The following is a 13022-nucleotide window of genomic DNA, read 5'->3' as shown; positions in this document are numbered from 1 at the left end:
TCTAATGAGAAAAAATGAAGGAAAGAAAGGGTCGTCCTCGATGCGATTCGAACGCATGGCCTGCTGCTTAGGAGGCAACCGCTCTATCCTACTGAGCTACGAGGACACCAGGTCCAGTACTTTATCAAGTTAGATTAAAGAAGTCACGCGTTTGCCGTTATTAAATTAGAATATGAAAGCTTAGAATTTTTTGTCGGACTGTAAGATGCAGCAATCATAAGTTTTGGCAAATATGAATCTTCGTTACTTATAACGATATAGAACAACTACGTATTTTTAAAAAATGTCTTGAATCCAAAGGATGAATAGATATGATACGCATATACTTCAAAAGTTTATTATTTAGGGCTACTCAACAAGTTACTTTAGGGCACTTTAATTAGGAGGCAACGGCTAATATGGCTACCATGACCAAGAAAAAACTGATCAGTACAATATCACAAGATCACAAGATTCATCCGAATCATGTGCGTACTGTAATCCAAAATTTTTTGGATAAAATGACAGATGCTCTAGTCAAAGGTGATAGGTTAGAGTTTAGAGATTTCGGCGTTTTACAGGTTGTAGAAAGAAAACCTAAAGTAGGGCGCAACCCTAAAAACGCTACTGTTCCCATTCACATTCCTGCAAGACGTGCCGTGAAATTTACTCCAGGAAAAAGAATGAAACGCTTAATCGAAACTCCTTCGAAGCATTCCTAATTTCGTGCCTTTCTCTTTTATCTAATTTATCAGGGTCAAGTTTTTAGGATTACTTAGGGACTTGACTCTAAAGTTTTTTGTTATTATTGTCTGGACGCAATCCGTTTCTGAGTAAAAAATTGTGAATAGTGATGGGATCACAGCTAAGATTGCAAGAATGTATCGAAGTGTTTCCCCATTCGAATTTTGATTCGCAGGTTAAGCAATTAATCTATGCTTGTCAGGATAAGAAACTTCGCAATTCCGTCTTTAAATTTTTCCGACACCATCCTTTATTGAAAGTTCACGACATAGCACGGGCAATTTATTTGCTTATGGCTTTGGAAGAGGGACAAGACTTAGGATTAGATTTCTTAAAATTAGAACAAGAATGTTCTGGAGCGACACGCTTATTTTGTCGTGGGGGGTTTCCTTGGAAAGGTCTTCCCTATCCAGGAGAACATGCAGAACTTGGACTTTTACTTTTGCAGATCTCTAGATTCTACGATAACAGTTTGAAATACGCTGAAATGATGAATTCTTTCCAGCAGGCATTATTTATGCATGAGGCTACGATTTTTCCTGCCCTATGGAGTCAGGAGCATACGCGATCTATAAAGGAAAAGACCACATTAAGTAAGTCTTTCCTATATCAGCTAGATCAACAGGTAGCTAGTGAATATGGTTTTACAGATCCTAATCTAGGTTTTTGGATGCAACGAACACGTTCCTCATCCATTTTTGTTTCTGGATCGGGATGTAAAAGTGGTGTTGGGGCTTATTATTCCGGAGACGTGGGTGTAGTAAACTACGGTCCGTGTTGCGGAGACATTAGTGATTGCCAGGGATTTGGTCTTTGTGGAATGGTTAAAGATTTCTCCATTTTAGAAAGTCAGGGTATTACGGAAATCTCTTTTCTTTGTGCCACAGCACTACCTTGTCCGAGGATTACAGGGTTTTCTTACCTACAAGATGCTTATCTGGGGTCGAAAATTCGTCATCATATCAAAATCTCAGAGAGACAGTGTCACGTACGCTCTATGATAGAAGAAGATCCTTGCAAGTCTACATTTTCGATTTTCTGTAAGGGAAAAAGTTGTCAAGTCGTTGAAGGTCCTAGATTGCGGTCAAGTTCTCTGGATTCCTATAAAGGGCCGTCAAATGATGTAATAATTCATGGAGAAAGGGACTCCCTGCGTATTCTGTGTTCCAGTCCCCATATGGAAATTTTTTCTTTACAGGGAAAAGAAAGATTTTGGGGAAGTAATTTTTTGATTAATATTCCCTACCAGGATGCTAGCGTCTCTGTTGTTTTTGAAAAACGTAATTAATAGTTTATTATTTTTTTGAAAATTCAAAATAAAGTAATCTTATAATTGTTTTTTAAGAATTATTTGTATTAAAATTATCCTTTCTGTAAGAGGAGAAAACGTTATTATGGAGCTTCTTCCCCACGAAAAACAAGTGGTAGAGTACGAGAAAACGATAGCCGAGTTTAAAGAAAAAAATAAAAAAAATTCTTTACTCTCTTCCTCAGAGATACAGAAATTGGAAAGGCGTTTAGATAAGTTAAAAGAGAAGATCTATTCTGATTTGACACCGTGGGAGCGTGTGCAGATTTGCCGTCATCCCTCTCGTCCTCGTTCGGTGAATTATATCGAAGGCATGTGCGAGGAATTTGTCGAACTTTGTGGAGACCGTACGTTTCGTGATGATCCTGCCGTTGTTGGGGGATTAGCTAAAATTCAGGGCCAGCGCTTCATGCTTATTGGTCAGGAAAAAGGGTGCGATACCTCTTCTCGTATGCATAGAAATTTTGGGATGCTTTGTCCTGAAGGTTTCCGCAAGGCATTGCGCCTAGCAAAAATGGCCGAGAAATTCGGTTTGCCTATCATTTTCTTAGTAGACACTCCCGGGGCTTTCCCTGGTCTTACCGCGGAAGAACGTGGTCAGGGATGGGCTATTGCCAATAACCTTTTCCAATTGGCTAGATTAAAAACCCCGATTATGGTTCTTGTTATTGGTGAGGGGTGTTCTGGAGGTGCTTTAGGAATGGCAATCGGCGATGTCATTGCTATGTTAGAGCATTCCTACTATTCTGTAATTTCTCCTGAAGGTTGTGCTTCTATTCTTTGGAAAGATCCTAAAAAGAATAGTGAGGCGGCCGCCATGTTAAAAATGCATGGTGAGGATCTCAAGCAATTTGCTATTGTGGATGTTGTAATTAAGGAGCCGGTGGGTGGGGCACACCACGATCCTGCTGCCGTATATCGCGATGTTCAAGATTTCATTCTTCAGGAATGGTTACGATTAAAAGACCTATCGATAGAAGATTTATTAGAAAAGCGGTATCAGAAATTTCGAACTATAGGTCTCTATGAAACTTCTTCTGAAAGCGGTCCTGAGGCATAAAAAGCATCTTACGCTATTAGGTTTCTCCCTACTTGCTATTTTAGGACTAACCGTCTCTTCTCAAGCAGAGATTTTTTCTTTAGGCATTATAGCAAAAACAGGACCCGATGCTTTTGTTCTTTTCGCTCGCAAGGAAAACAATCGCCTTGTAAAGGCTTCACAGTTAAGCCAAGAGCAGATTTTAGAGAGATGGTCGGATATCTCTCCTGATTCTGATACGATAACTTCTGCACAGGCCCACGCGTATATTTCTCGTTATGGAAGGGGAACGACATCCATAACCAGCAGATTATCACGCCTTATTTCTCAGCATATAGATCTATCACGTTTCGGATCTTTAGCTTTATTTCTAGTCATTGTGGCGATTTTTAAAGCGGTAACTTTGTTCTTTCAGAGATTTTTATCTCAAGTAGTTGCTATCCGTGTAAGTTGTGATCTTCGTAGAGATTATTTTAGAGCTCTACAAAAACTTCCAATGACATTCTTCCATACTCACGATATGGGAAATCTGAGTAGTCGCGTGATTACTGATTCTACAAGTATTGCTCAAGCAGTAAACTCTTTAATGGTTAACTATGTTCAAGCTCCAATAACCCTAACATTAGCTCTAGCCGTTTGTTTGTCGATATCTTGGAAATTCTCTCTTTTGGTGTCCATTGCTTTTCCTGTATTGATTCTTCCTATTGTAATCATTGCTAGAAAAATCAAAGCCTTAGCAAAGAGAATCCAGAAAAATCAGGATAAATTTTCTTCGGTGCTTTTAGATTTTCTTGCAGGAATTGTCACCGTAAAGGTCTTTCGTACAGAATCCTTTGCTTTTAAGAAGTATTGTGATCAAAATAATCAAATTGCTGCTCTCGAAGAAAAAAGTGCAGCCTATGGTTTGCTGCCACGGCCATTATTACATACGATAGCTTCTTTATTCTTTGCTTTCGTTGTGATCATTGGTCTCTATAAGTTCAATATTCCTCCTGAAGAGCTCATTGTATTTTGTGGATTACTATATCTTATCTATGATCCTGTGAAGAAATTCGGGGATGAAAATACAACCATTATGAAAGGTTGTGCAGCTGCTGAAAGATTTTATGAAGTGCTTTCTCATCCTGACCTTCATAATGAGTCTGAAGATAGTCAAGAATTCCTTGGTTTAACAAGAAGTGTAGAATTTCGAGATGTTTCTTTTTCTTATGATAATGAGAAAACAGTCCTTAAGGAGCTGAACTTCACAATAAACAAAGGTGAGGCAATTGGTATTGTTGGCCCTACAGGAAGTGGGAAAACAACGATTAGTAAATTATTGCCCAGACTATATGAGGTATCGCAGGGAGAGATTCTTTTAGACGGTATTTCTATTAAAGACTATAGCAAATCCTCTCTTAGAAATCATATTGGCTGTGTTTTACAAAACCCGTTTCTATTTTATGATACTATTTGGAATAACCTTACTTGCGGTAAGGATATCCCTGAAGACGATGTCATTCATGCATTAAAACAAGCCTACGCGTACGAATTCGTTCAAAAAATGCCCCAAGGAGTCCATAGTCTTCTTGAGGAATCTGGGAAAAATCTTTCTGGGGGACAGCAGCAAAGATTGACTATAGCGCGAGCCTTGTTGAAAAACGCCTCTATATTAATTTTAGACGAGGCTACATCTTCTTTAGATGCTATTAGTGAAAACTACATCAAAGAGATCATAGGACAGCTAAAAGGTCAGTGCACCCAGATAATCATTGCTCATAAGCTCTCTACTCTTGAATATGTCGACCGGGTCATTTATTTAGAACAAGGAAAGAAAGTTGCAGAGGGAATAAAGGATGAACTTTTATCGTCATGCCCTGCTTTCTTGAAAATGTGGGAATTATCAGGAACCAAGGATTGGGAAGCATCTCCATCCACAAGTTCAGAATTGATTACACCGCTCTCTTTTGGCTAAAGCAAAAATTAGATTTGGCTAGGAATAGAAGTTTCTACAATATCATAGATAGAAGAAGTGAATGCGTAAGAAAGTTTCTCAGCTAACACATTTCTGTGTTTTTTAAGGTATTCTCCACCTTCTTGCGTAGCATAATCCGAAGTGATTTTTATCATCATACAACGTAGATTATGATTTTTACATAATCGAGCAATAGCATAGCCTTCCATATCCACAAGTTGGAATGTCTTATGAAATCCATATTTATAGGGAGCATGAGCAGAAACTAAATTGGCTCTTGGAAGATTAGGAATAGCTATGATCTCTAACGCTATTGCAGAATCGAGTTGTTCTGGGGAGGTTTTGCTAAGCTGTGATACCTTATCGATCGTATAGAAGGTCTGCAAGGGAAGATCAGGAGAACAGCTTCCAGCAAAACCAAGATTCACACAAGAATCGTAATTTTCTAATTTAGTATTTCTTAAAGCTTTTATAACGCCATTTTCTCCCCATTGTTCTAAAAGGATCATGTCCATAGCTATAGACATGTGTGTGTCTCGACATTCATAAAAGTTTTTATTAACTCGAGTGAAATCAAAATCTTCAATGAGAGATTTAGCCTCATTCATATCCGCAAGAATAAGAAGAATTTTACAAAAGTAATTAGATAAGACAGCTGACATAATTCGATAATGTATAGAGAGATTTTTTCCCTGAATTAGATAATACAAGAGTTTCATCATTTACATATGTATCGATGAATTTGCGAATAACTGTCGTATCTTTATTTCTAGAATATTCTAAAGCTTTATTTTCAGATCCTTCAGGGTCTTTCAATGCTAGAAATAGAGATTTTCTTAATGCTAGGGTTAAAATATCTACAATAGTTTGTGGAACTGTTTTTGAGACAACAAGGCATCCTAAAGGTAAGGGAAGTTGTGTTTTCTCTTCCCATAGTTTCCCAAGATCTGCTCTTAAAAATAGTTGTGAGCTGTAGCTGAACCTTTCCTCATGAATGATTGCACCTGCACTTACATCATTACGTAAAATAGCAGCAAGAATTTCGCTATATTTCATAGGGATGAGTTTTGCATCAGGATAAAATATCTTACAGAGTAAATGTGCTGTTGTTGTTTCTCCAGGAGTCGCTATAGATGTTAGAGGTGTTGTAGGGTCCGAAGCTAATAGTAGAGGCCCTACACCACAACCAATAATGGTGCCTACTTCCATGAGGGTATAATTATCCGCAACTTTTGGAAATAATGCTGCCGATATTTTTACTAGAGAACAGCGATGTTGCAAAGCTAATTCATTTAGTGTTGCAATATCTGCAATGGTAATTTGATTTAATAACGAGAAGCCTTCATGACGTTCTAGAAAAGAACGAAATAAGAAAATATCATTGGGGCAGGGTGAAAAGGCAGCTGAGAGTATCATGTCATTTGTTTCATTAAGTCGATAGCAGCTTTCATATCTTTATCCAAATTACCTTGATTTTCTAACCATTGGATATAGGACGCGGGGACCTCAGTTAGAGGTTTGCCTCTATATTTTCCGAAAGGCATTTTAAATGCTTTAGGATGACGGCTCTCTTCCATGAGAGCAAGTACTTGTTCTGCAGAAAGATCTCCTATAAGAGCCGAAAATACATTGTGTAAGGTAATCACATCGTCTAAAGCACGGTGGGCTTGGTTTTCTGCAAAACCGTATACTTGACGTAAGTATTGTAAATTATGTTTGGGCAAGTCCGGACGATACTTTTGAGCCCATTTTAATGAATCTATTGTTCTTAAAGATAAGGGTTCTAAGGAATGTCTACGACATTCCTTTTCAAGTAGTGGGAAGTCAAAACTATCGTTGTTATGTGCGACAAGAATAGCTTCATTTCCGCAAAAATCACGAAATTGCTTGTAGGCTTCTGGAAATTTGGGAGCTGAAGTCACTGTAGATGTAGTAATCCCATGAATTTTTGATGCCTCCTCAGGAATAGGAATCTCAGGATTTACATAGGTTACAAAGGATTCTTTAGTAGCGTTGTTATAGGCAGCAATTTCTATAATACGATCTTTATCTATCTGCGTTCCTGTAGTTTCTGTATCGTAAAAAATCAATGCTGTCATCAAATCTTCCTAAATTATTCCTGTCTTTCTTTGCGTGCTTGTTTTTTCAATTCGTCAAGATTCATATTTCCTGAAGAGATCAAGCCTATAGCGTGAGAAAAACTATCGCAAACCAACCTAATTGTGTCGATATATACACGTAACAATCTTTCATTAATTTCACCATTTAGACAAGGAACTACTAAACGATAAAAAATTAAACCCTGTTCCTCATCCATTCCGAATCCAGGAATATCCACATCTCTATTTAGCAAGTGAAGAAGGCGTGCTGTGGCTTCTTTTTGGTTGTCATAGAGTTGGTAAGGGAAGTAGCAGATCATCTGAAGAATTTCTCCTTCACTACGAATCACAAAAAACAAAGGTAACTCGTGATCTTCTGCTTGGATGTTGATATAAGTTAATCCACTTTCTCTTTCTAAAAGAGGCTCTAATCCTGCATGTGTGAGATATTTTGATAGATTATTTTGATTTAAAGACCATGTTGTCATTTAAAACACTCCAAATTGTTCATAAAATATGCTTAAAATTCTTCGTCAGTAAGATTAGAGACCTGACTATTATCTACTTTTTTATTCTTATGAAATTTTCGTATGCTCTTGCTAAGAAAATCAGAAGTAGACGAAGTTCCTTTTTTTTCATTTTGTTGGAGGAGTTCATTAATATCTGTGTCGGGAGGAAATTCTGAAAGCAGTGTAATTTTTTCTCCTGATTCTGCAATGACAAGAATTTTGTTTACCACGCGAATGATGTAGATACAAGTTTTTTGATTTAAGGAGCGTCGATCAAGAATTTTAATAGTTGAAGTATTCCCAAAACCTTGCCCTTTAGATTTTAGAAACTTCTTAAATGCCCATACTCCAATACCGAATAGTGTAAGAAGTAACATTAAAGATCCTAACATCTTAAACATTTCCAGCTTCATATTTTCTGGAAACATTCCTTGAAGGCTCATTTGCTCACTAGAAGTATCAGCAAGAGCAAGATCATCCATACAAAATGTTAGATAAGAAAAAATTTTATAAGGCATATTTAAGACCTTTTTGGGTTTCTATAGTCATAGAATAACTAAGAAACAATTTGATTTTAGGACTTTTCACTAACGAATTGTTTTCGATCAGTTCTTATAATTTAATGTTTGATAGGTTCCAAGAATAAATTAAACTGTAACTTTGTATATTCCTGCAAGAACGATGTAATTAAGATGACTAATTTTAAAATTTAAGAGAATATACTCAGATCGATCTTGAAGGGTTTTTAATAGTTTCTTTCTTTATCATGTTTTATGTTGATTTTGTTCTTTAGAATAGATGTAATTTTTTAATGATCAATCTATGTAGATATTGGGATGTGTGGGAAAGTCATGATAGGTTTAAGGGGAGTTAAGATTACTTTATGGATAGATTACTGATTACAGATATAGATGGTACAATTACGCATCTTCCGCATCATTTGGATCCTGAAATTATTAAGAATTTACATTGCCTTCATCATTCTGGATGGAAAATATTTTTTCTCACTGGAAGATATTTTTCTTATGCGAATCAATTATTCAAAGACCTTGCAGTTCCCTATTTATTAGGATGTCAAAATGGTGCTTGTGTTTGGTCGTCTGAGGAGAATAAGTTTCTTTATTTTCAGGATATCCCTAATGAGATTTTACATACATTAGAGATGTGTGTGGAAGATAGTGATGTGATCTTTTCCATAGAATCCGGAGCCATGAACCATGATCGATATTATCGATTTACGTCCTGTCCTAGTGAAAAAGAGCTCTTACGCCATTTAGATCCTGTATATTTCCCCTCTGCAAAAGATAGAGAAAGGCTAGTAGAGAGTAAAAAGCTCTCTAGAGATTATCCTCATGAAATGTTTGCTGTTGCAAAAATTTTTGGTAAAAAAGATGAAGTGGAAAAGATACAAGAAAGAATTCACAAGTCTAAAGAGTTGGTAGAGAATTTGACTATCACATTCATGCGATGGCCTTTTGATTTTGATTACTCTATCTTATTCATGACAGACAAATCTGTATCTAAAGGTTACGCCGTTGATCGTATTGTCGATTTGCTCTACGAAGGTCAAAAACCTTTCATTATGGCTTCTGGCGACGATGCTAACGATATTGATTTAATTGAGCGTGGAGATTTTAAGATCGTGATGAATTCTGCTCCAAAACATATGCATGGCATAGCGGATTTTCTTGCCTCCCCAGCGAAAGATTTAGGAATTCTTCCAGCATGGGAGGCGGGTGTAGAAATGTATCAGAGTATTAAGAATCCTTAGGAAGCATTTCAGGGCCAACTCCCATGATATTTGCTCCGTGATCTACATAGAGAGTTTCTCCGGTAATTGCACTAGCTAGCGGAGAAACTAGAAATGCAGCAGCAGCTCCGACTTGTTCTGTTGTCATAGGCTCGGGGATTGGAGTCCAATCTAAGTAATAATCGACCATTTGTTCGATAAATCCGATAGCTTTGCCCGCACGGCTTGCTAGAGGACCTGCAGAAATAGTATTTACACGCACTCCCCATTTTCTTCCTGCTTCCCAAGCGAGCATTTTGGTATCACTTTCTAATGCGGCTTTTGCTGCGCTCATACCGCCTCCATAGCCGGGTACAGCACGTGAGGAAGCTAAATAAGTTAAGGAGATACTGCTGCCGCCAGAGTTCATAATAGGTCCGAAGTGAGCTAATAAGCTAACTAGAGAATAACTCGAAGTGCTTAAAGCTGCTAGATAGCCTTTACGTGATGTTTCTAAAAGCGGTTTAGAAATTTCCGGACTATTAGCTAGAGAATGGATTAAAATATCAATATGACCGAAATCCTTCGTTACCTTTTCAACAACCTCAGAAACGGTATACCCTGAAATCCCTTTGTAGCGTTTGTTTTCTGCAACATCTTGAGGAACATCTTCAGGTTTATCGAAACTTGCATCCATGGGATAGATTTTTTTAATTTCTAGGAGGCTTCCGTCAGACAATTTTCTTGATTCATTAAACTTTCCCAAATCCCAGGATTGGGAGAAGATTTTATAAATAGGTACCCAAGTTCCTACAATGATAGTAGCTCCAGCTTCTGCTAATATTTTAGCGATTCCCCAGCCATAGCCCTGATCGTCGCCAATGCCCGCTATAAAAGCTACTTTGCCAGTTAAATCGATCTTTAACATGTGCCAACCTTATTATCTAAGTCCATATTGATATGGGGAGGTTAGCAGATTCCTTATTATTACGAAACTCTTTGAAAATCCACTTGGCTCATCAATCATCAAAGCATTTTTCTTTCTTCATTGTCCTGACTATCAATTAAAATTTTTATTTACATTTTAATTTCACAACCATAAACTCTCTGCCCCTTGCGCAAGTTTGCAAGGAGAATCCTATGTTTAGTGTGATCTGTAAGTGAATAGGATAAAATTAAAATAGGAGAAAAATCATGGCATTTCCACTAGGGAATATTCGTTCTTTTTTAGGTTTTGGAGAACCTCAAGAAGAGACAAATGCTACAGAGAGCACATCATTGGTTTCTACTGTTGCTGAAACAGCGTTGACTAATTCAACTACACCATCTACCTCACAAACATCGCCAAATACTTCTACGGTGACCTCTTCTGTTTTTGTTTCAGAAGCAGGAGATGTTGCTATGGCTGCAGCCAATGTAGCTTTATCAGCTTTAGACGCGAGCTTGGAAGATATTTATGTAGATATGGATCCAATCAGACGTGATAGCGCATCGCAAACAGATGAAATAAGTTGTGAAGAATTTTTAAAAGAAATTTATAAAGATCAAGTTGTTCTGCGAGATCATGTTAGGGAAGTTGTTTCAGCTCGTTCTGTTTCATGTGGAGCAGAACTTTTTGCAAGATCTTCGATACTCACCCAACCTCCTCGTGCAAGTATGGAGTGTTTAGATGATATTTCACTTTTTGAATGTGCTGAAACGTCATCTCTAGCAGTTGCAGAGGAACCTGAGGAGAACAAATCTCCTATACTGCGTACACAAGTTTTTGGTTTTTTCATAGATCTTTTAAAACAAGATTTACTTCACGATAATATTAGTGGAGGTAGAGTCAAAGCGCTCTTGGATCACGTATCTGGGGGTATGACGAGAGAACAATATAAAGAGTTATTGGATTTAATTAAAGAAGGAGATTTCACCTCTACAGAAGATATCAGTAAGTTTTGTGATATATTTATGTCAACGCCTGTATTTCAATCCTCTCATCAGTTGCAGACCTTATTTACATTCTTTAAGGGAGAAGGGGGTGCTGTTACTTTAGTCATGTTGCATGAGCTCATGGGTGTGTTAACGGGAACATTTGGCCTGCCGCTTCCTGAAGGATTGAGTTCTTTCTTGCTTGCTCTCAAAAATTTATATTCAACTACACATCCTGGTGGGGAATCAAACATAGCTGCTGCAGTATCTATTGTATCTTTAGTTGCAGGAGTATTACAAAGTGAGCAGGCACGTTTCCTTATGCAATCGTGTTACGATGGTTGTGCAGATTCTTGTTCAGGAAATTGTGGATGTGCAGGTTGTGGATGTGCTGATGGTGCTGTAGGTTGCGGAGGATTTGGTTCATTCTTATGTGGTCTTTTTGCAAGATCCTGCAGTTTAGATACGCGTCAAGGTGGTATTACAGAAGAAGAATTTAAGAAGTTAGAAAGCAAATACAGCTCAGCTGTTGTTTTGATCGCTTTAAATAATTTAGGTGTAAACACAGTAGATCTGCTTGCAGGTAAGCAAGTAACATTACCTAATTTGGATCGAGTTAAGTCTGAATGCGAATCTGCTTCTAAAGATCTTAATCGTATTATCAAAAGTAAAACTAAAGAGATGTGGGGAGAAGCTGCATGCAATTATCCGCATCTTTTGTCTCACCCAATTCTTAAAGAAGGAATTATTGCTGGTTTATCCAACCGTCATATCGTTATTAATGATAATAGATTGCGAGCAAAAGTGCTTGTCGATTGTTCCTGGGGATCTCATGGATTTGTTTCGACTAATGAACCTTTTGATTCATCAAGATTAGTAGGTTCCCTTACTTCTCTTGTGGTTATGAAACGTGGTGATACAGTACATCGTAGATTGGGTGCTGCCGATGCTTCTGATGTTATGACTTGTGTATCTAGAATTCTGTCTGCATCTGTATCTACGGGAAACAACATCTGGTTATCTACTGAAGATCTCATGACATTGGTTTGTGTTGTTTTAGCTTACAGAAATCTTTCTGTAGTTGATGGAGAGGGTTCTGAGAATACTAGAATTCATGATGCTCAGGAAATCAAAGACCTTTTCGCTATAGTTGAAGATAATCGTGTTCGAGTAGAAAGGAATAAACAAAGCGATATCAGAGCAAGTATGAATGCTTCCGTTTTATACACACATATAGCTAGAAACGCATCTAAGAGAGAAAATAACTATAGGGTTCTGAAAGACAGAGCAAGAACTGAAGTTAGGGATAATCTTGTTATTAAGATGTCGATGCCGTGGATGAGAGCTGCAGGTTTAGTTCTGAAAAACGCCTCTACACAAGCACATGATGAGGTCGATCAACCCGTTGTAAGATCTCCAAGAGCTTCCGGAGGTATCTATGTTGCTCAGGAATATAGAGAAACTTCTGTATAACTTAACACTAAACCATTTTCAAAAATAGCTAGACTATTTTGAAACTAATAAATCCGAGCATGTAATAACTCAACCATAGTTGTTTATAAGTGTCTTAGCCGTAAAGGATACTGAAATAAACAGCAAATAGGGCTATTACATGCTCATTTTTTTTAAAATTCAAATTTTTTCTATACATTTCATTTCATCTTCTCTAATCTCCGATGCGCTAATTTTTTGAAAATCAATGACTTTGGGTTGTTTTCCCTTTGTCTGTTATTTTAGTTAAGGAGA

Annotated in this window: 12 protein-coding genes and 1 tRNA gene; 6 read left to right on the top strand and 7 right to left on the bottom strand. The window is 37.5% G+C overall.

All coding sequences use genetic code 11. From position 1 onward, the window contains the following. Positions 1-32: 32 nt before the first annotated feature. Positions 33-106, bottom strand: a tRNA-Arg gene (locus tag O6937_RS03900). Between the two features lie 292 nt (positions 107-398). Between O6937_RS03900 and O6937_RS03895 the strand changes: the two genes are divergently transcribed. The 4 genes from O6937_RS03895 to O6937_RS03880 all read left to right on the top strand — a co-directional run bounded on the left by O6937_RS03895 (position 399) and on the right by O6937_RS03880 (position 5025). Beyond that, entirely contained in the window at positions 399-701 is a 303-nt protein-coding gene (locus O6937_RS03895; protein ID WP_006344016.1) for an HU family DNA-binding protein, read from the top strand. 125 nt (positions 702-826) lie between these two features. After that, on the top strand, positions 827-2011 hold the full coding sequence (locus tag O6937_RS03890) for a hypothetical protein (RefSeq protein ID WP_332390438.1): 1185 nt from the start codon (positions 827-829) through the stop codon (positions 2009-2011). A gap of 106 nt (positions 2012-2117) precedes the next feature. Next, positions 2118-3092 carry an acetyl-CoA carboxylase carboxyltransferase subunit alpha gene (locus O6937_RS03885; protein ID WP_332390349.1) on the top strand — a complete coding sequence of 325 codons (975 nt, stop codon included), beginning with the start codon at positions 2118-2120 and terminating at the stop codon, positions 3090-3092. Continuing rightward, positions 3058-5025 (top strand): ABC transporter ATP-binding protein, encoded by a 1968-nt coding sequence (locus O6937_RS03880; RefSeq protein WP_332390348.1) that lies wholly within the window; start codon positions 3058-3060, stop codon positions 5023-5025. The genes O6937_RS03885 and O6937_RS03880 overlap by 35 nt, the downstream gene beginning before the upstream one ends. A gap of 8 nt (positions 5026-5033) precedes the next feature. On the opposite strand, the gene O6937_RS03875 is transcribed toward O6937_RS03880, so the two are convergent. The 5 genes from O6937_RS03875 to O6937_RS03855 are packed head-to-tail and all read right to left on the bottom strand — an operon-like array spanning position 5034 to position 8151. After that, a complete protein-coding gene (locus tag O6937_RS03875) occupies positions 5034-5687 on the bottom strand; it encodes a phosphorylase family protein (protein WP_332390347.1) in 654 nt (217 codons plus the stop codon). Beyond that, a complete protein-coding gene (locus O6937_RS03870) occupies positions 5668-6441 on the bottom strand; it encodes a 1,4-dihydroxy-6-naphthoate synthase (RefSeq protein WP_332390346.1) in 774 nt (257 codons plus the stop codon). Before O6937_RS03870 ends, O6937_RS03875 begins: the two co-directional genes overlap by 20 nt. Continuing rightward, positions 6438-7124, bottom strand: a complete 687-nt coding sequence (locus tag O6937_RS03865) for a putative quorum-sensing-regulated virulence factor (protein WP_332390345.1) — start codon at positions 7122-7124, stop codon at positions 6438-6440. The genes O6937_RS03870 and O6937_RS03865 overlap by 4 nt, the downstream gene beginning before the upstream one ends. 14 nt (positions 7125-7138) lie before the next feature. Continuing rightward, the gene (locus O6937_RS03860) at positions 7139-7612 is read right to left on the bottom strand and encodes a YbjN domain-containing protein (protein WP_332390344.1); all 474 of its coding nucleotides are present in this window, start codon (positions 7610-7612) and stop codon (positions 7139-7141) included. A gap of 32 nt (positions 7613-7644) precedes the next feature. Further along, complete coding sequence (locus tag O6937_RS03855; protein ID WP_332390343.1) at positions 7645-8151, bottom strand: FliO/MopB family protein; 507 nt, start codon at positions 8149-8151, stop codon at positions 7645-7647. Positions 8152-8516: 365 nt separating this feature from the next. On the opposite strand from O6937_RS03855, the gene O6937_RS03850 reads away from it, so the two are divergent. After that, positions 8517-9404, top strand: coding sequence for an HAD family hydrolase (locus O6937_RS03850; protein WP_332390342.1), 888 nt, complete (start codon positions 8517-8519; stop codon positions 9402-9404). On the opposite strand, the gene O6937_RS03845 is transcribed toward O6937_RS03850, so the two are convergent. Further along, complete coding sequence (locus tag O6937_RS03845) at positions 9391-10290, bottom strand: enoyl-[acyl-carrier-protein] reductase (protein WP_332390341.1); 900 nt, start codon at positions 10288-10290, stop codon at positions 9391-9393. The two genes, O6937_RS03850 and O6937_RS03845, sit on opposite strands and share 14 nt — an antisense overlap. 266 nt (positions 10291-10556) lie before the next feature. Here O6937_RS03845 and O6937_RS03840 point away from each other — a divergent pair, with 266 nt between their 5' ends. After that, the gene (locus O6937_RS03840) at positions 10557-12749 is read left to right on the top strand and encodes a hypothetical protein (protein WP_332390340.1); all 2193 of its coding nucleotides are present in this window, start codon (positions 10557-10559) and stop codon (positions 12747-12749) included. The last annotated feature ends 273 nt before the right edge of the window (positions 12750-13022 follow it).

The organism is Chlamydia sp. 04-14, from assembly GCF_036632095.1.
In the GTDB taxonomy this organism is placed as follows: Bacteria; Chlamydiota; Chlamydiia; order Chlamydiales; family Chlamydiaceae; genus Chlamydia.
This window is presented reverse-complemented; position numbering and strand designations above follow the sequence as displayed.